The sequence below is a fragment of the Microbacterium sp. NPDC012755 genome (assembly GCF_042901325.1).
In the GTDB taxonomy this organism is placed as follows: Bacteria; Actinomycetota; Actinomycetes; order Actinomycetales; family Microbacteriaceae; genus Microbacterium; species Microbacterium natoriense.
Genome location: NZ_JBIBCT010000001.1, coordinates 1,763,758 through 1,781,055, shown reverse-complemented (window position 1 = coordinate 1,781,055; position 17,298 = coordinate 1,763,758). Strand labels below are relative to the sequence as shown.

Annotated in this window: 15 protein-coding genes and 2 tRNA genes; 6 read left to right on the top strand and 11 right to left on the bottom strand. The window is 69.1% G+C overall.

All coding sequences use genetic code 11. The features are described from left to right. Positions 1 to 22: 22 nt before the first annotated feature. A tRNA-Ser gene (locus tag ACFY5A_RS08200) sits at positions 23 to 111 on the bottom strand. A 174-nt stretch (positions 112 to 285) separates the two neighbouring features. On the opposite strand from ACFY5A_RS08200, the gene ACFY5A_RS08195 reads away from it, so the two are divergent. Continuing rightward, positions 286 to 1,128, top strand: coding sequence for a peptidoglycan-binding protein (locus tag ACFY5A_RS08195; RefSeq protein ID WP_387233049.1), 843 nt, complete (start codon positions 286 to 288; stop codon positions 1,126 to 1,128). A gap of 105 nt (positions 1,129 to 1,233) precedes the next feature. Here ACFY5A_RS08195 and ACFY5A_RS08190 read toward each other — a convergent pair whose 3' ends face one another. Continuing rightward, positions 1,234 to 3,522 carry a glycoside hydrolase family 3 C-terminal domain-containing protein gene (locus tag ACFY5A_RS08190; RefSeq protein WP_387233046.1) on the bottom strand — a complete coding sequence of 763 codons (2,289 nt, stop codon included), beginning with the start codon at positions 3,520 to 3,522 and terminating at the stop codon, positions 1,234 to 1,236. 95 nt (positions 3,523 to 3,617) lie between these two features. Between ACFY5A_RS08190 and ACFY5A_RS08185 the strand changes: the two genes are divergently transcribed. Further along, positions 3,618 to 4,190: a helix-turn-helix domain-containing protein gene (locus tag ACFY5A_RS08185; protein ID WP_341940365.1), complete on the top strand. Its 573-nt coding sequence runs from the start codon at positions 3,618 to 3,620 to the stop codon at positions 4,188 to 4,190. 11 nt (positions 4,191 to 4,201) lie between these two features. Here ACFY5A_RS08185 and ACFY5A_RS08180 read toward each other — a convergent pair whose 3' ends face one another. From ACFY5A_RS08180 to serS, 4 genes are all read right to left on the bottom strand, one after another. Beyond that, positions 4,202 to 5,452, bottom strand: a complete 1,251-nt coding sequence (locus ACFY5A_RS08180; protein ID WP_387233042.1) for an LCP family protein — start codon at positions 5,450 to 5,452, stop codon at positions 4,202 to 4,204. Between the two features lie 167 nt (positions 5,453 to 5,619). Continuing rightward, positions 5,620 to 5,704, bottom strand: a tRNA-Ser gene (locus tag ACFY5A_RS08175). Between the two features lie 42 nt (positions 5,705 to 5,746). Next, positions 5,747 to 6,568, bottom strand: coding sequence for an HAD family hydrolase (locus tag ACFY5A_RS08170; protein ID WP_341940367.1), 822 nt, complete (start codon positions 6,566 to 6,568; stop codon positions 5,747 to 5,749). After that, the gene (gene serS, locus ACFY5A_RS08165) at positions 6,565 to 7,836 is read right to left on the bottom strand and encodes a serine--tRNA ligase (protein ID WP_341940368.1); all 1,272 of its coding nucleotides are present in this window, start codon (positions 7,834 to 7,836) and stop codon (positions 6,565 to 6,567) included. The genes ACFY5A_RS08170 and serS overlap by 4 nt, the downstream gene beginning before the upstream one ends. A gap of 112 nt (positions 7,837 to 7,948) precedes the next feature. Between serS and ACFY5A_RS08160 the strand changes: the two genes are divergently transcribed. After that, the gene (locus tag ACFY5A_RS08160; protein ID WP_341940369.1) at positions 7,949 to 8,329 is read left to right on the top strand and encodes a nuclear transport factor 2 family protein; all 381 of its coding nucleotides are present in this window, start codon (positions 7,949 to 7,951) and stop codon (positions 8,327 to 8,329) included. A gap of 31 nt (positions 8,330 to 8,360) precedes the next feature. Here ACFY5A_RS08160 and ACFY5A_RS08155 read toward each other — a convergent pair whose 3' ends face one another. Continuing rightward, positions 8,361 to 8,876, bottom strand: a complete 516-nt coding sequence (locus ACFY5A_RS08155) for an RNA polymerase sigma factor (protein WP_341940370.1) — start codon at positions 8,874 to 8,876, stop codon at positions 8,361 to 8,363. Positions 8,877 to 8,938: 62 nt separating this feature from the next. Here ACFY5A_RS08155 and ACFY5A_RS08150 point away from each other — a divergent pair, with 62 nt between their 5' ends. Beyond that, the gene (locus ACFY5A_RS08150; protein WP_341940371.1) at positions 8,939 to 9,937 is read left to right on the top strand and encodes a diacylglycerol kinase family protein; all 999 of its coding nucleotides are present in this window, start codon (positions 8,939 to 8,941) and stop codon (positions 9,935 to 9,937) included. A gap of 58 nt (positions 9,938 to 9,995) precedes the next feature. Here ACFY5A_RS08150 and ACFY5A_RS08145 read toward each other — a convergent pair whose 3' ends face one another. From ACFY5A_RS08145 to ACFY5A_RS08135, 3 genes are all read right to left on the bottom strand, one after another. Next, complete coding sequence (locus tag ACFY5A_RS08145; RefSeq protein ID WP_387233036.1) at positions 9,996 to 10,733, bottom strand: hypothetical protein; 738 nt, start codon at positions 10,731 to 10,733, stop codon at positions 9,996 to 9,998. A gap of 67 nt (positions 10,734 to 10,800) precedes the next feature. After that, positions 10,801 to 12,261 (bottom strand): cardiolipin synthase, encoded by a 1,461-nt coding sequence (cls, locus tag ACFY5A_RS08140; protein ID WP_105674857.1) that lies wholly within the window; start codon positions 12,259 to 12,261, stop codon positions 10,801 to 10,803. A gap of 98 nt (positions 12,262 to 12,359) precedes the next feature. Continuing rightward, entirely contained in the window at positions 12,360 to 12,533 is a 174-nt protein-coding gene (locus tag ACFY5A_RS08135) for a hypothetical protein (RefSeq protein ID WP_181155902.1), read from the bottom strand. 112 nt (positions 12,534 to 12,645) lie between these two features. Here ACFY5A_RS08135 and ACFY5A_RS08130 point away from each other — a divergent pair, with 112 nt between their 5' ends. Then, the gene (locus ACFY5A_RS08130; RefSeq protein ID WP_387233032.1) at positions 12,646 to 13,761 is read left to right on the top strand and encodes a DUF4192 family protein; all 1,116 of its coding nucleotides are present in this window, start codon (positions 12,646 to 12,648) and stop codon (positions 13,759 to 13,761) included. Here the strand turns inward: ACFY5A_RS08130 and lysS are convergent. After that, entirely contained in the window at positions 13,754 to 15,280 is a 1,527-nt protein-coding gene (lysS, locus tag ACFY5A_RS08125; protein WP_341940376.1) for a lysine--tRNA ligase, read from the bottom strand. The genes ACFY5A_RS08130 and lysS overlap by 8 nt on opposite strands. Before the next feature lie 80 nt (positions 15,281 to 15,360). On the opposite strand from lysS, the gene ACFY5A_RS08120 reads away from it, so the two are divergent. Further along, the gene (locus ACFY5A_RS08120) at positions 15,361 to 17,217 is read left to right on the top strand and encodes a DUF2207 domain-containing protein (RefSeq protein WP_387233029.1); all 1,857 of its coding nucleotides are present in this window, start codon (positions 15,361 to 15,363) and stop codon (positions 17,215 to 17,217) included. The last annotated feature ends 81 nt before the right edge of the window (positions 17,218 to 17,298 follow it).

Sequence of the window (17,298 nt, the reverse complement as noted above, 5' to 3'; positions counted from 1 at the left end):
GCTCTGACCAGGGAATCTACTGCGGAGACGAGGGGATTTGAACCCCTGGTCCCCGTGAGGGGACTCCACCTTAGCAGGGTGGTGCACTCGGCCGGACTATGCGACGTCTCCAGGCATCCGAGCCGAAGACACGGATGCACCCTGCAATCATAACGGGTCGGACGTGCAGTCACGAATCGGGTCTCCGTGGCCGTGGAACGACCCGGATGCCGTCGCCGATGTATCACCGACGGCTCAGCGCGCTCCTTCCCTGGGAGAGATCTTTCGCCGACGAAGGAGAAGACGATGAACGTCGCACCGTGGAGCACGATCGGACCTGGCGCTGACTGGGCGCCGGTGCGGAGCATCCAGTACTTCCTGCGCGTCCACGGCCACACCGTGGTCGTGGACGGCGTCTACGGGCCGCAGACCGCGGCGGCCGTGTCCGCCCGGCAGACCGCCGTCGGGCTGCCCTCCGACGGCGTGGTCGGGCCGCAGACCTGGCCCCACCTCTACGTCGCCAGCCAGCAGGGCGATCACGGAGACGCGGTGCGCGCCGTGCAGCAGTTCGGGCTCGTGCCCTCGCCCGGGCTCGACCCGCTGGTGGTCGACGGCGACTTCGGTCCGCTCACCGCCGACCGCGTGCGCCAGTTCCAGTGGGCGTGGGGGCTCGGGCAGGACGGCGCCGCCGGCTACGAGACCTGGTCGTTCCTGAGCGCGCTCATCCCGGGCACCGATCTCTGGCCGCTCGTGAAGGTGGGGGCGACGCAGGACTCGAACTGGCGGGTGCTGGCCGCCCAGCATCTGCTGCGGCATCGCGGAGCGACGATCGCCGCCGACGGCGCCTTCGGACCCCTCAGCGGCGCAGCGATCCAGGCGTTCCAGCAGACGCTGCGGGCGACCTTCATCAGCACGACGGTCGGCCTCCTCGACTGGCCCGCATTGATCGACACCGTCTCGCTCGGCGCGACCGGGGAGGCGGTGCGCGCCGTGCAGACTCTGCTCCCTGCGCCGCTCGCCGTCGACGGCTCGTTCGGCCCGCAGACGGATGCCGCGGTGCGCAGCTTCCAGACGATGTTCGCTCCACCAGCGGACGGCGTCGTCGGCCCGGAGACCTGGCAGGCGCTGACGCTGCCGAAGTTCGACTGACACGGGGTCGATGCCGGCATCCATCGTCTGCCCTCCGCACATGCCGGCGCCCCTCCTCTGCAGATGCACAGGAGGGGCGCCGGTGGGGCAGCGACGGTGCGCCGGTCAGCCCTGCGGCACCGCGCCCGCGTTCGCCGCGGCGAGCAGCTGCTCGACCTGCTCGTAGGTCACGTCGATGCCGGGGAAGCCGACCAGGCGACCGATCGGGAACGACGCCATCATCTTCTGCATCGCCTCGTCATTGGGCATCATCGACGCGGCCGAGGAGTCGGCGCCGGTCAGCTCGCCCATGAAGCCGCCGAGCGCGCCCATCACGATGGGACCTGCGACCGGGTGCGCCACGACGTCGCCGATCGACGAGTTCATCGTGAGAGGCAGCACGACGGCGTCGCCCTCCACCGCCACGGCGACCGTGGAGCGGATGTCGCGGCTGGATGCCGCCACCTCGACGGTGTACTCGCCGCCCTCGACGACGAAGCGGTCGACGCGGATGTCCCAGTACGCGAGGTCCTCTCGGCGCACGACGACCTCGACGGTGCGGGTCTCCCCCGCGGCGAGCTCGACGGAGGAGAACGCCTTGAGCTCGCGCGGCGCACGCTGCGCGATCGACCCCGCCAGCGACACGTACACCTGCGCGACCTCGCGGCCGTCACGGTCACCCGTGTTCGTCAGCGCGAACGACACGGCGATGTCGCCGCTTTCGGTGACGGATGCCGTCGCCTCTCCGTACGCGAACGTCGTGTACGACAGGCCGAAGCCGAACGGGAAGGTCACGTCGAGCCCCTTGGCGTCGTACCAGCGGTAGCCGACGAGCAGCCCCTCGCCGTAGCGGACGTGGCCGAACTCGCCGGGGAAGTTGCCGTAGGAGGGGGTGTCCTCGAGACGCACGGGCACCGTCTCGGTGAGCTTGCCCGAGGGGTTCACGGTTCCGTAGAGGACATCGGCGACAGCGCTGCCTCCGGCCTGTCCGAGCAGCCAGCTCTCGACGATCGCGGGCACCCGGTCGGCGAAGGGCAGCGCGACGACGCCGCCGTTGGAGAGCATGACGACCGTGTTCGGGTTCACCTCGAGCACGGCGTCCAGCAGAGCGAGCTGCGCGGCGGGGAGGTCGATGTGCTCACGGTCGAAGCCTTCCGACTCCTCCGCGGCGGGCAGCCCCAGGAAGACGACCGCGACCTCGGCCGACGACGCCGCAGACACGGCCTCGGCGCGCAGCTCCTCAGCCGAGCGCCCTGACGCCGCGATCGCCCCGCCCTCGACCGCGAATCCGGGAGCGTACGACACGGCATCGCCCGCGACGGCGCGAAGAGCGTCGAGAGCGGCATCCACCCGTGTGGGGTTGATGAGCGAGGAGCCCGCACCCTGGAAGCGGGGCTCGGCGGCGAACGCGCCGATGACGGCGACCTTCTGCGACGGGGACAGCGGCAGCACGCCGCCGTCGTTCTTGAGCAGCACGATCGAGCGACCAGCGGCCTCACGCGCGAGCGCGTGATGGGCGTCGACATCCAGCGGACCAGCGACGACCGGGCGCCGCTCCGACTTGCGCACCAGATCGATCGCGCGGGATGCCGCGGTGTCGAGCACGCTCTCTGCGAGCTCCCCCGCGCGCACGGCGGCGACGAGCTGGGCATCCGTGCGCCCGCCCGATGCGGGCATCTCCAGGTCGAGACCCGCGGCGACTCCGGCGACGCGGTCGTTCACGGCGCCCCAGTCGGAGACGACGAGTCCATCGAAGCCCCACTCGTCGCGGAGCACGCTGGTGAGGAGCCACGGGTCCTCAGAGGTCCACACGCCGTTGAGACGGTTGTACGAGCACATCACGGTCCACGGCGCTGCGTCCTTGACCACGCGTTCGAAGCCGCGCAGGTAGATCTCGCGCAGGGGGCGGGGGTCGACGTCGGAGCTCGACCGCATCCGGTCGAACTCCTGGTTGTTGGCGGCGAAGTGCTTGAGCGACGTGCCGACGCCCTGCGACTGCACACCGCGCACCGAGGCCGCACCGAGCACGCCGGAGACGATCGGATCCTCGGAGAAGTACTCGAAGTTGCGTCCGCACAGCGGAGAGCGCTTGATGTTGATGCCGGGGCCGAGCACGACCGCGACGTCTTCGATCGCGGCCTCGACGCCGATCGCCGCACCGACGCGCTCGATGAGCTCAGGGTCCCACGACGAGCCGATGCCCACCGCTGGGGGGAAGCAGGTCGCGGGAACGCTGCTCGCGAGACCGAGGTGGTCCGTGCCGCCCGCCTGCTTGCGGAGCCCGTGGGGGCCGTCCGTCATCATGATCGACGGGATGCCCGCGCGATCGATGGCCTTGGTTGTCCAGAAGTCCGCGCCGCTGGTGAGCGACGCCTTCTCCTCGAGGGTGAGGTCGGATGCCGGGTTATCGGTCATGAGGGTTCCTTTCACAGGCGACGGCGATGTCCTGCGAAAACCATACGACAGTCAGGATTCGATATCAAACGTTGTTCAGGTTTACCCTCGGATGCATGGCACGACGAGGTTCATACGCGAAGGGCGTGGCGCGCCGCGAGGAGATCCTGGAGAGCGCCCTCGAGGTGATCGGCCGCAGGGGGTATCAGAACGCCTCCCTCAAGCAGATCGCGGAGGTGGTCGGGGTGACCCCCGCCGCGCTCCTGCACTACTTCGGGTCGAAGGAGGAGCTCTTCACCGCCGTCCTCCGCAAACGCGACGAGCACGACGGCATGGATCCGCGCTTCTCCGACGACGCCGACCCCCGAGACGGACTCATCGCCGTCATCCGCCACAACACCGAGGTGCCCGGCCTCGTCGAGCTCTTCTCACGGCTCGCGGTGGATGCCGTCGACCCCGAGCATCCCGCCCACGCGTACTTCCTCGACCGGAGCGAGCGGCTGCGGGAGGCGGTCGCCGCCGGGTTCCACCGCGACACCACGCGCGAGCCGGCCCTCGACCCCGACACCATGGCGCGGGTGCTGCAGGCGGTCGCCGACGGCCTGCAGCTGCAGTGGATGATCGATCCGAGCGTCGACATGGCCGACATCGTCGAGCGCCTCATCGACGCCCTCGCGCCGCGGCGCTGAGCAGGAACGGGTCAGTTGACCTTGCCGTTGGAGCAGACCGTCTGAGCGGCAGAGGTCCCCTTGATGGAGTTGGGGAGCGCCACCACATTCTCCGGAGTCGCGGTCGGGTCTGGCGTCGCGCCCGGGTCGACCGGGGTCTCGGTCGCGGTGCCGGGATCGGTGACGACGACGCCATCCCTGTTGGTGTTCTCGTGAGTCACCCGAAGCTGCGCGTTCGCGTTGATCGCGTCCCACATCGCCTGCGCGGCGGTCTTGTTCGCGACCACCTTGTTCGCGTTGTCGGGATCCGTGACCGTCGGGTACTGGAGGAACACGATGTCCTCGTACTTGACCGACTTCAGAGCCAGGGCGATCTGCACGATCTTCATCGGATCGGCGAGCGACTCGCTCGGCTCGAGATTGTCGATCGCGGTCGTCGCGAGCTTGAGCATCACCGGCACATTGCCGAGGGTCTCGCTGCTGATGAGCTTCTTCGCGAGGTTCGACATGTACTGCTGCTGGTTGCCGATGCGTCCCAGGTCGCTGCCATCGCCGACGCCGTAGCGGGTGCGGAGGAACTGCAGGGCGGTGATGCCCGAGATCGTGTGGTTGCCCGCGGGAAGGTCGAGACCGGTGTTCTTGTCGCGGATCGGAGAGGCGAGGCACACGTCCACTCCCCCGATCGCGTTGGTGATCTCGATGACTCCGCCGAACGTGACCGATGCGGCGAACTGCACCTCCTGGCCCGTGAGCTCGGAGATCGTCTTCACGACGCAGTTGAGTCCGGCGTCCGAGTAGGCGACGTTGAGCGGCTGCTTGCTCATCGCCGAGTGCGTGTTGCCCTCGACGTCTTCGCACTGCGGGATGCGCACCATCATGTCGCGCGGAAAGCTGACGACCGTGACTCGGCGAGGCGCATCGGAGACGTGGACGAGCAGGTTCACGTCGTTGAGCGTGCCCTCGGCGTCCTTACCGGTGCACCGGGGACCGAAGTACTGCTTGTAGGCGTCCTCGCAGGTGTCGACGCCCGTGAGCACCAGGTTGAAACCGCCCTCGTAGGCGCCGATGTCCGGCGGAAGCTCCTTCTGCCCCTCCAGCTCGACGGCGTTCGCGCTGACCGTGCTCGTGAGGTCGTAGACCACGTAGCCCGCCACGGCGATGCCGCTGACGAGCACGACTGCGAGGCCGATCGCGATGAACGCCAGAAGCTGGCTGATCGGCCCTGGCGTGCGCAACTGGCCGTGGCGTGCGACGGTACGACGGCGTCGGGTGCTCTTACTCACTCGGGGCCTTTCGGTTCTGGGTGATGCTCGCCCTCCCCGGCGGCGCATCCCTCATGAAGCGGAGAGTACGGGAACCGGTGGTCCGCCTGCGGCGGTCCTCCTCACGAATCCCACTCAGCCGATCGGTGGCTGAGCGGCCACCCTTCGGGCTACCTCACAGCCACCAGCGGAGGGTAAGGGATTCGAACCCTTGAGACATTTCTGCCCACTGGTTTTCAAGACCAGCTCCATCGGCCGCTCGGACAACCCTCCCGACAGACGAATCTGCCGACAAGCCGTGAGTCTAGCCGAGTTCTATTCTCCGGCGTTGACCTGGGCGGGGGCTGGAAGCGTGTTCAGGGCGCGCGCCAGGCCTCCGTCGATCACGTCCAGGGTCACCTCTCCCGCCGCATCCTTCACTTCTGTGGGCGCCTGTCCCATAGCCACCGCACGCCCGCCGACCGACTGCGACCAGGCGAACATGCCGATGTCGTTCCGGCCGTCACCCGCGACCAGGACACGCTCGCCGTCGAAGCCGAGCTCGCCGCGCACCCGCTCGAGCGCGGTGCCCTTGTCGACGCCGTTCGGAGCGATGTCGAGCCAGGCGGTCCAGCCGATCGCGTAGGACACTTCATTGAGGCCGGCATCCGCCACCAGCCGGTGGAAGTCCTCCTCGTCGTGCCCCGGCGAGACGACGACGATGCGCGACACCGGCTCGTCCGCGAGCTCCTCGAACGTGACCTGACGTCCGCCGTCGAGCGTCCAGTCGTCCAGCTGCTGCGTGTACAGGCGCTGTCCTGACCCGAGCTCCACCATGTAGCGCGCCTCGGGGAGACGGTCCTGGAGCAGCGCGAGGACGGGCGACGGATCGAAGGTCTCCACGTTCCATCTGGTCCATTCGCCGTCGACCATGCGCATGGTGACCGCGCCGTTCGAGCACACCACGAACTCCGGAGTCAGCCCCAGTTCCTCGACGTAGCGCCGGGTCGCCATCCAGCTGCGACCAGTGGCGATCGTGACCTCATGGCCGGCGTCGCGCAGACGGGCGACGGCCTCAGGCACGCCGGGGCTCATGGTCTCGTCCTGCAGCAGGATGGTTCCGTCGACATCGAGGCCGATGAGCCAGGGAGCGGTCACGCCACGGGCTCCAGCACTTCGAGTCCGCCCAGGTAGGGCCTGAGCACTTCGGGCACCCGCACCGACCCGTCGGCCTGCTGGTGCGTCTCGAGGATCGCGACGATCCAGCGCGTCGTGGCGAGAGTGCCGTTCAGCGTGGCCACCGGAGCCGTCTTGCCACCGTCCTCCGGACGGTGGCGGACGTCGAGGCGCCGCGCCTGGAAGGTCGTGCAGTTCGACGTCGAGGTGAGCTCGCGGAAGGCACCCTGCGTGGGCACCCATGCCTCGATGTCGTACTTGCGGGCCGCGCTCGAACCGAGGTCGCCCGCCGCCACATCGATCACGCGGTAGGCGAGGCCGAGCGAGGTCAGCATCTCCTCCTGGAGCGCCACGAGACGAAGATGCTCGGCCTCGGCATCCTCGGGGGTCGTGTAGACGAACATCTCCAGCTTGTTGAACTGGTGCACGCGGATGATGCCGCGGGTGTCCTTCCCGTATGATCCGGCCTCACGGCGGTAGCAGGTGGACCATCCCGCGTAGCGGAGGGCGCCCTTCGACAGATCGACGATCTCGTCCTTGTGATAGCCGGCGAGAGCGACCTCGCTGGTACCCACCAGATACAGGTCGTCGTCCTTGTCGAGGTGGTACACCTCATCGGCGTGAGCGCCCAGGAATCCGGTGCCCTGCATGATCTCGGGACGCACGAGCGTCGGGGTGATCAGCGGCACGAAGTCGTTCTGCAGCGCCTTGTCGAGCGCGAGGTTCATCAGCGCGATCTCCAGACGCGCTCCGACGCCGCGCAGGAAGTAGAAGCGCGAGCCGGACACCTTGACGCCGCGCTCCATGTCGATGGCCCCGAGGATCTCGCCGATCTCGAGGTGGTCGCGGGGCTCGAAGTCGAAGGCTGGCACCTCGCCGACGCGGCGCAGCTCGACGAAGTCGGCCTCGCCGCCGGCGGGCACGCCGTCGATCACGACGTTCTCGATGCGCGCGAGCGCAGCGGATGCCGCCTCAGCCGCCTCGTTGGCGACGACCTGCGCCTGCTTGACGCGATCGGACAGGTCCTTCACCTGCGCCACGAGAGCGGCCTTCTCGTCCTTGGGCGCCTTCGCCACCTGCTTGCCGAACGCGTTCTGCTCCGCGCGCAGATCCTCGAACGCGGAGAGCGCCGCACGGCGCGATCGATCGGCCTCGAGAGCCGCATCCACGGTCGACTGGTCGTTTCCACGGGCAGCCTGTGAGCGGCGGACGATCTCGGGATTGTCACGAAGAAGAGCGAGGTCGATCATCCACCAATTCTACGGGTGCGATTCCGGGCGCCTCGCCTGTCACAACTCCGCCCGTTCGTCGTCTTCCCCGTAGAGACCTGCACCCGGCCGGTCTCGCACGAAAGGACACCCCGTGACCACTTCCGTCACCGCCCTCGATCAGCTCAACCTCGCCTTCGCCGAGCGCTTCAACGCCCGTGACCTCGACGGCCTCATGGCCCTCAACGCTCCCGGCGTCGTCTTCGTGCCCGCGCCGGGCCAGCCGGTCACCGGCGACGCCGCCGTGCGCGGAGCCCTCGAGCAGTTCCTGGGGCTGAACCTGCCGATCACCATGACCGTCCGCCGCGCCTTCGAGGCCGGTGGCGTGGGTCTCGCCGTCGCAGACTGGACGATCACCGGTACCGGCCCCGACGGATCCGAGATCGCTCTCGCCGGCACGACGGCTGACGTCGCCGTGTACGACGAGGAGCACGGCTGGCGCTACGTCGTCGACAACCCCTTCGGCACCGCCTGAACGATGCTGAGGGGCCGGCGTCACCGGCCCCTCAGTCGGCCTCCATGCCCGACCTCCGGCACGCGCTCAGAGCCTTGCGCGCGCGGGAGATGCGCTGGCGGGCCGTTGCCGGCGCGATGCCAAGGCGCTCCGCGACCTGGGCCGTGGTGAGGCCGTCGACCGCTGTCAACAGCAGCGGCTCCCTGAGCGTCTCCGGAAGCGCGTGCAGCGCGGCGAGCGCACCGTCGAGGAAGGTCCGGATCTCGACGGTTCCCGCCACGTCGGCGTCATCCGGGGTGTCCTCGTCGAGAGGCGCGTCCGGCCGTCGGGCCCGCAACCGCGCCAGGTCGATCGCGGCGTTGCGGGCGATGGTGTCCAGCCACGAGCACATCTGCCCGGGCTCCGGTCGCTCCAGGTGCTCGATTCCCCTCCAGGCACGGAGGAGGGTGAGCTGGGCGACGTCGTCGGCATCGTCGATGGGGACGCCCAGGGAGATGCTCCGCCGCCGCAGGCGCTCGGGCTCTCCCGCGATCATGCTGGTCAGCAGCGTGCGGCGCGCATCGTCCATCCCGGTCCTCCGCCTCTCCGGTCGCGGCGAGGGCGGCCGATCGTCGGGATTAGAGTAGCGCCATGACGAAGCGCTCTTCCGCACGCCGCCAGGCCGCACTCGTCTACAACCCCATCAAGGTCGACGAGAAGCGCCTCCGCGCGACTGTCCGCGATCTGTCGAGGGACCTCGGGTGGGAGCATCCGGCCTTCTACCCCACGACGGTCGAGGATGCCGGCCAGGGGGCGACGGCTCAGGCGCTGGCGCGCGGCGTCGACGTCGTCCTCGTCGCAGGCGGCGACGGCACGGTGCGCGCGGTCGCCGAGGCGATCGCGAACACGGGCGTGCCGCTCGCGATCCTCCCGAGCGGCACGGGGAACCTCCTCGCCAGGAATCTGGGTCTGCCGCTCGCCGACCCGGCGGAGATGGTGCGCGCCGCCCTCGGCGAGAACCGGCATCCCATCGACATCGGCTGGGCCAGGGTCACCAGAGCCGATGGCGAGGAGGCCGAGCACGCATTCGTCGTGCTCGCGGGGATCGGGCTGGACGCCGACATGATCGCGAACACCCGTGCAGATCTGAAGAAGTCCGTCGGGTGGATCGCCTACGTCGACGGAGCTGCGCGCTCTCTCGCGACGGCGGAGCCGTTCCGCGCGGTGTTCCAGGTGGATGACGGACGGCTGCACACGACCAAGGTGCAGAGCATCCTGTTCGCCAACTGCGGCACCCTCCCCGCCGGCATCGCGCTGATCCCCGACGCGTCGATCACCGACGGCACACTCGACATCGCGGTCATCCAGCCCAGCGGCGCGTTCGGCTGGCTCGGAGTCTGGCGCAAGATCTGGTGGGACAACTCCGTGCTCCGCCGGTTCCGCGCGGGCCGACGAGTGCTCGAGCGGCGGGGCAAGGACGCGTCGGTGCACTACTTCAGCGGGATCGCCGCCGAGGCCGCCGCTGCGAAGCCCATCCCGATCGAGCTGGACGGCGACGAGTTCGGCGAGGCGGCACGGATCACGTGCCGCGTCGACCCCGGCGCGCTTCTTCTCGCGCTCCCTGCCGGACACCCGATCCACGCTCTCTGACGGGCGTGCTCACGCAGCGCCACGATGACGGATGCCGCTGGTTCGCGCCGACCGTCGGTCAGCGCACGGACACGGTTCCGTCGAGCCCGCCGCCCGACAGGGTGAGCGTGAACGCGTCGTCGTCCACGGCGTCGTCGCCGAAGTCGAGGATGGTCGCGCGCGGCGCCATGTCCATGGTGCAGACCTGGGTGTCGTCCGTGACGAACGTGACGGTGCCGGCTGCACCGGACCCTTCGAGGGAGTCGACGACCGGCGGGCAGCTCGACGAGCCCCACGTGAGCAGGACGAGTGCGCCGTCATCGATCCATCCCGCAGAAGAGGTGTAGTCGGTCGAGGAACCGGGGATACCGGTCAGCGCGGCGTCGCCGTCGAAGTCGACGTCGTCGGTCACCGCGCCGTACGTCACGTTCAGAGTGATGTCCTTGGTCGGGTCGACGCCCTCCGGGAACGCGCCGATGCTGGCACGGGGGGCGAGGTCGGCCGTGCAGGCCTTCTCCGTGGCCCCGTCGGACTGCACGTCCACGAGGGTGACCGTGACGGTCTGCCCCTGAGCGGAGACCTGATCGACCTGCGGGACACAGGTCGACGATCCCCTGGTCACGACGGCGAACATGCGCCCCTCGTCGAGCAGCGCGCCTTCGATGTCGTCGAGATCGTCGCCCGGAGCGGTCGATCCCGCAGACGGCGCCGAGGAGCTCGTCGGCGTGCTCGCCCCGGGCGTCGAGGTGCACCCCGCGACGAGCAGCGCGGCGGTGAGGACGGACAGGGCGGCGATGACACGAGTGGGGGACGTCATGCTGACAGGCTACCCGTCGTGATATTTCCCCCGTACCCCCTAGTTCCAGGGGGGACTCTCGACGCCGCTACTGCAGGGCGGACGTGAGCCTGGCGAGGTTGTCGAGCACCGTCGAGCGGAGGGGCTGCTGCATCCATTCCTCCAGCGTGAGTTCACGGCTCAGCGCGCGGTACTGGGCCTCGACCTCGCGCATCTCCGCGACGAATTCCTCGCCGCGCACGAGCATCGAGACCTCGAGGTTCAGGCCGAAGGACCGCATGTCCATGTTGCTCGACCCGATGACGGCCACCTGGTCGTCGATCGTGAGGCTCTTGGTGTGCAGGATGTACGGCTTGCGGTACATCCAGATGCGCACCCCGGCCTTGAGGAGCACCTCGTAGTAGCTGCGCTGGGCGTGATAGACCATTGCCTGATCGCCCTCTTCGGAGACGAACAGCTCGACGTCGACGCCGCGATCGACCGCCGCCGTGACCGCGAGCAGCAGCGCCTCATCCGGCACGAAGTACGGGCTGACGATCATGATCTTCTCTTTGGCCGCGTAGAGCAGGCCGAGGAACAGCCGGAGGTTGTTCTCCACCTCGAACCCGGGTCCCGAGGGCACGACCTGGCAGTCGAGATCGCCCGAACCCGTCTCGGCGTGCGTGATGTCGATCTCCTGCAGCACCGTGTCGGTCTCGCTGTACCAGTCGCTCAGGAAGATGGCGTTCACGCTCAGCACCACCGGGCCGTCGATGCGCACCATCAGGTCGACCCAGTGCAGGCCGCGCTTGATGTTCTTGGGCAGGTTGTACGTCGAGTCGGTGACGTTCTGCGATCCGAGGAACGCGACACGGCCGTCGACCACGAGGAGCTTGCGGTGGTTACGCAGATCAGGCCTCTGCATCTTGCCCTTGAGCGGCTGCACCGGCAGCATCAGATGCCAGTCGGCGCCCATCTCGTTGAGTCTCCGGATCGTCTGGCGGTACCGCGGCTTCCAGCGGTTCGCCCAGTGATCGAGCAGCACCCGCACCTGCACTCCGCGGGCCGCCACCTCCTCGAGCGCGCGGAAGAAGTTGTCGGTCGCCGCGTCGGACTGCAGGATGTAGAACTCGACGTGGACGTACTCCCGGGCGAGACGGATCTCGTCGGCCATCGCGTCGAGCGACTCCTGGTACTCCGAGATCAGGTGCGCGCCGTTGTCTCCGGAGATCGGCAGCGCGCCGAGAGCCTGGTTCATCTCGACGAGGGGCGGGAACCAGCTGGGCGCATTCGGCCGGAGCGTGCCGAAGTGCAGCTGCTCGCTCGTCTCGTGGATGTACTCGTTGATCTGGTCCTGCTTGCGGCGGCGGGCACGAGGCAGCCGCGGGTTGCCGATGAGGAGGAAGAGGAACACGCCGATGAAGGGGATGAAGAACACCGCGAGCAGCCAGGCCATCGCCGCTGTGGGGCGCCTGTTGCGCGGGATGACGATGATCGCGGTGATGCGGATCGCCAGATCGAGCGCGACCAGGAAGGCGGCGACCCACCATCCCCATGCCTCGGCGCTCATGCACTGCCCTCTCGGCGAGTCGTCACTGCGGCGGACATCGCCTCAGTGGGCACCGCGGAGGGTGCTCGCTTCACAGTAGCCGATGCTGCGGACGTTGCTCAGGTGCGGGGCGGGAGTCCGCGCGCGGCGCGCTCTTCGGCCTCGATCTTCGCGTGCACCCGCCGCTCGGTGCGGTCGAACCGGAGGATGCCGCGGATCACGAAGTAGAAGACGGTGCACACGGCGATGGTCGGCAGAATCGACCAGGCAGCCGTGAGCCAGAAGTTCTCCATGCCCCCATGGTACGCGAGCCACTCTTCGCTCACATTCGAGGGTCCTCAGCTTTCTCATCCACAACGGCCTCTCCCGACGCCACGCGATGCTGCGGCCGAGCACACTCTGGGGATGACCACGATCCTCCGTGCATCCGATTCCGCCGAGTTCCTCGGCATCGTCCCCGTCCTCGCCGGCTTCACGCCCACGCGGAGCATCGTCCTGCTCCCGTTCATCGGAGCCAGAGCGTACGGCGCGATGCGCCTCGACCTCCCCGACGACGAGTCGGATCCGGCGACGTACGCCGCGGCCGCCATCGGCCTGGTCACGAGGGTGGATGGCGTGGACGGGGTGGCCATCGTCGTCTACCCGGACGACGGCCCTGCGCGAACCGGAGACGGGCTCGTGCTCCCGCTCGGTGTGCAGGTCGACGAGCTCATCGGAAGCGCGGACGACGCCGGGCTGCGCATCGTGGACGCGCTGTGCGTCTGCGCGGGCGGGTGGGCGAGCTACCTCGACGACGACCCGGAACTGGCGCCCACCGCTCCCTCCCCGACCGCACCCCTGGTGGGAGACGTCTCCGGCGACCAGCTGGCGGGCGTCGATCTCCCCCGCGCAGACCTGGGCGAGAAGGAACGCGTCGGACGTGCCCTTCTCGACGTGGCCGAGATCCTCGACAGGGGGAAGCACGGCCCCCTGACCGGGCGGGAGAATCCGCAGGCGATCGCGGCGATCGCCATGCTCGAGGATCTCCCGGAGTTCTTCGAGCTCCTGCTGGACGCCCCGGAGTCTCAGCCCGCGTTCGCCACGGCCGCGCTGCTGTGGTGCCTCGCTCGACCGGTCTTCCCTGACGTCGCTCTCACGCAGTGGGCGAGCGATCGGCGAGGGGGCGTGCGCACGCTGTCGGCGCAGCTGGCCTTCTCCGGCACCGGCCGGATGGTCCCCGACGACCTCGCCGGCATCTTCCTCGGCCGCGGGCCGACACCCGACCCCGACCGGCTGCGTCTCGCGCTCGCAGTGGTGCGGCTGGCAGCCGCCAGAGCGCCGCGAGAGCTGCGCCCCGGGCCCCTCACGGCTGCGGCATGGCTGTCGTGGGCGCTCGGGCGCTCCACTCACGCGGCACACTACCTCGATCTGGTGCGCAGCATCGATCCGCAGCACGGGCTCGCCGAACTGCTGAATGCGATCGTCAGCGACGGGCTCCTGCCCGAGTGGGCGTTCCGACGCGGAGCGGGGCGTCCTACTTGACCAGCGGGAACAGAATCGTCTCGCGGATGCCGAGACCGGTGATCGCCATGAGCAGGCGATCGATGCCCATGCCCATGCCACCCGACGGCGGCATGGCGTGCTCCAGGGCGCGCAGGAACTCCTCGTCGACCGGCATCGCCTCGACGTCACCGCGTGCAGCGAGCTTCGCCTGCTCGACGAAGCGTTCGCGCTGGATCACCGGGTCGACCAGCTCGGAGTATCCCGTGGCGAGTTCGAATCCGCGGATGTACAGATCCCACTTCTCCACGACGCCGTCGATCGCGCGGTGCTCGCGCACGAGCGGCGACGTGTCGACGGGGAAGTCCATCACGAACGTCGGGCGCACGAGGTCGCCCTTCACGAAGTGCTCCCACAGCTCCTCGACGAGCTTGCCGTGCGTGGCCTGCGGAGGCAGGTCGACGCCGCTGGCCTCGGCGAAGGCGATCAGATCCTCGACGGAGTCCTGCGGAGTGACCGTGCGACCGGATGCTGCAGAGAGCGACTCGTACATCGAGATGCGGTCCCACTCTCCGCCCAGGTCGTACTCGGTGCCGTCGGCCCACGTCACCGTCGTCGATCCGGCGACCGCGACGGCTGCGTTCTGCACGAGTTCCTGGGTGAGGGCGGCCATCTGGTTGTAGTCGCCGTACGCCTGGTACGCCTCGAGCATCGCGAACTCGGGGCTGTGCGTCGAGTCGGCGCCCTCGTTGCGGAAGTTGCGGTTGATCTCGTAGACCCGCTCGATGCCGCCGACGACGGCGCGCTTCAAGTAGAGCTCAGGGGCGATGCGCAGGTAGAGCTCGGTGTCGAAGGCGTTCGAGTGCGTGATGAACGGGCGGGCGGAGGCGCCGCCGTGCTGCACCTGCAGCATGGGGGTCTCGACCTCGAGGTAGTCGTGTGACGTGAACGTCGCACGCAGGCTCGCGTTCACGGCCGCACGGGCGCGCACGGTGGTGCGGGCCTGCTCGCGAACGATCAGGTCGAGGTAGCGGCTCCGGACACGACCCTCTTCGCTGAGCTCGGAGTAGGCGTTCGGCAGCGGCAGGATCGCCTTCGAGGCGATGGACCAGTCGTCCGCCATGATCGACAGCTCGCCGCGGCGACTGGAGATGACCTCTCCGTGCACGAACACGTGGTCGCCCAGGTCGACGTACTCCTTCCAGTCGGCGAGCGACTCCTCGCCGACGTTCGCGAGGGAGACCATCGCCTGGATGCGCGTGCCGTCGCCGGCCTGCAGCGTCGCGAAGCAGAGCTTGCCGGTGTTGCGGCTGAACACCACACGTCCGGCGACGCCGACGACGACGCCGGTCTCGGCGCCGGCCTCGAGCTCGCCGTACTCGGCACGCAGCGCGGGGATCGAGTGCGTCACGGGGACCCCGACCGGGAAGGCTCCACCGCCGGCATCCGCGCGCTTCGCGATCAGGCGCTCACGCTTGGCGAGGCGCACCGCCTTCTGCTCATGGATGTCTTCGTCGGTGGTCGCAGGGTTCTGCTCGGGCGCGGCGGACGCGTCAGTCATGTGCGGGGCTCCTTGAAAGTCCCCTCCAGTTTACCGGCGCGCGGTCGCCTGCCCGCAGCCTCAGTCGATAGCCTCGGAACATGGCCGCACCCCGCCTCGCCCACGCCGCCGCTGTGATCGCCCTGGCGTTGGCAGGGCTGCTCTGGTCGATGCCCGCAACGGCCTCGGCATCCCCCTCCGCCGAGCGCGCCCCGGACGTGGCCGCCATGTCGATCCCGCAGTCGCTTCCCTCTGCAAGGGACGACGTCGACGACTTCTCCTATGCCTCCTGGGACACCCGGATGGAGCTCGGCATCGACGACGAGGGGCGCGCACGGCTGCATGCGACGGAGACCCTCACCGCACGATTCCCCGACACCGACCAGAACCGGGGCATCGTCCGCGGTATCCCGATGACCTACGAGAACGCCGGGCTCGATCTCCGCATACTCTCGGTGACCGACGGCACGGGCGCAGACGTACCCTTCGAGACCGACGAGGACGACGGCGTGCTCTTCGTCCTCACCGGAGACGACTCCTACGTGCACGGCCTGACCACTTACGTCATCGAGTACGAGATGCGCGATGTGATCCTGCACCGCGCCGACGGCCGCGCCGACGAGTTCTACTGGGACCTGCTGCCGCTCGACAGCACGCAGCCGATCGAGTCGTTCCACGCGGAGATCGACCTCGATGAGGCGTTGACCTCGCAGCTCACGGGCAGTTCACGCTGCTACCTCGGCCGTTCGGGGTCGACCGATGAGTGCACGCTCGGCCGCGACGGCGGGCGGTTCACGGTCGAGACCGGAGCACTCGCAGCGGGCGAGGGCGTCACCGTGGCCATCGGCTTCGAACCAGGCGTCGTCGCACAGCCTTCGGCCAGGACCCCGAACCACACCACCGACACCGTCCCGGGCATCGCGGCGCTCGGAGCCGCGGGCCTCTCGGTCGGCAGCTGGTTCGCCGTGTCAGCCTTCACGCGATCGCGGCGCCGTGCGACCGGCATCGTCGTCGCCCAGTACGACGTCCCCGACTCGCTGCCCCCGCTTCTCGCTGCGGCCATCGTCCCCGGCGCCAAGGACACCATCCCCGCGGAGATCGTGCATCTCGCCGTGCGCGGCACCCTGCGGATCGAGGAGGGAGCGCCCGACCCGGTACTGCGGAGACTGCCCGGCACGCGAATCCCGGATCCGCTCGACGTCGACGCCCTCGACGCCCTGTTCACCGATGCGGATGATGCCGGGGTGGTCGCGCTGCCGACGAGCAGCGAGACGTTCGCGGCGAAGATGACGGCGCTGACGACATCGGGAACGGAGGCCGCCAGCGCGCGGGGCCTCACCACCAAGGCGCGCAGCCGCGGCGCCGTGATCCTGCAGTGGTGTGCGAACGGGGTGGCCGCCGTCGGCTTCGCGCTCGCGCTCTGGGGAGTGGTCAGTGGCCGGATCACGGCCGTGCCCGCCCTCGTGGCGATGTGCTTCGCCCTCTTCGTCGTGCTCGTGTCGAGCATCTACTCGTTCACACGGCACACGGTGCTGACGCCCGAAGGCGCCGAGAGGCACGAGTATCTGATGGGCGTGCGCGAGTTCATCCGCGTCGCCGAAGCCGATCGCCTCCGGATGCTGCAGTCCTACTCCGGCGCCGAGCGGCGGCAGGACGGCAGCGCGAACGTGATCGTCGTCTACGAGCGGCTCCTCCCCTACGCGATGCTGTTCGGCATGGAGCGCGAATGGGGCCAGGTGCTCGAATCCGTGTACGCCTACGAGCGGCACGGCGCCTCCTGGATCGGCGATCCCACCGCGCCGTTCGTGTACTCGCAGCTCTCCGCGTTCGCGGCGACGTCGCAGGCGGCCGCCTCGTACTCCGCACCGAGCGCGAGCGGATCCTCGAGCGCGGGAGGCTCCTTCGGCGGAGGATTCTCCGGCGGAGGAGGCGGAGGAGGCTTCTCGGGAGGCCGCTGAGCGGCGGCCTCGGCCCTTCGGCGGGCATCCGCCGCTCGGCGCGGCACACGTTCCTCGGCGTGACGCACGTACTCCGCGCGT

Coding starts and splice junctions, on each gene's coding strand:
- ACFY5A_RS08195 (WP_387233049.1), top strand. CDS start 286: ATGAACGTCGCACCGTGGAGCACGATCGGACCTGGCGCTGACTGGGCG.
- ACFY5A_RS08190 (WP_387233046.1), bottom strand. CDS start 3,522: ATGACCGATAACCCGGCATCCGACCTCACCCTCGAGGAGAAGGCGTCG.
- ACFY5A_RS08185 (WP_341940365.1), top strand. CDS start 3,618: ATGGCACGACGAGGTTCATACGCGAAGGGCGTGGCGCGCCGCGAGGAG.
- serS (WP_341940368.1), bottom strand. CDS start 7,836: ATGATCGACCTCGCTCTTCTTCGTGACAATCCCGAGATCGTCCGCCGC.
- ACFY5A_RS08155 (WP_341940370.1), bottom strand. CDS start 8,876: ATGGACGATGCGCGCCGCACGCTGCTGACCAGCATGATCGCGGGAGAG.
- ACFY5A_RS08150 (WP_341940371.1), top strand. CDS start 8,939: ATGACGAAGCGCTCTTCCGCACGCCGCCAGGCCGCACTCGTCTACAAC.
- ACFY5A_RS08145 (WP_387233036.1), bottom strand. CDS start 10,733: ATGACGTCCCCCACTCGTGTCATCGCCGCCCTGTCCGTCCTCACCGCC.
- cls (WP_105674857.1), bottom strand. CDS start 12,261: ATGAGCGCCGAGGCATGGGGATGGTGGGTCGCCGCCTTCCTGGTCGCG.
- ACFY5A_RS08135 (WP_181155902.1), bottom strand. CDS start 12,533: ATGGAGAACTTCTGGCTCACGGCTGCCTGGTCGATTCTGCCGACCATC.
- ACFY5A_RS08130 (WP_387233032.1), top strand. CDS start 12,646: ATGACCACGATCCTCCGTGCATCCGATTCCGCCGAGTTCCTCGGCATC.
- lysS (WP_341940376.1), bottom strand. CDS start 15,280: ATGACTGACGCGTCCGCCGCGCCCGAGCAGAACCCTGCGACCACCGAC.
- ACFY5A_RS08120 (WP_387233029.1), top strand. CDS start 15,361: ATGGCCGCACCCCGCCTCGCCCACGCCGCCGCTGTGATCGCCCTGGCG.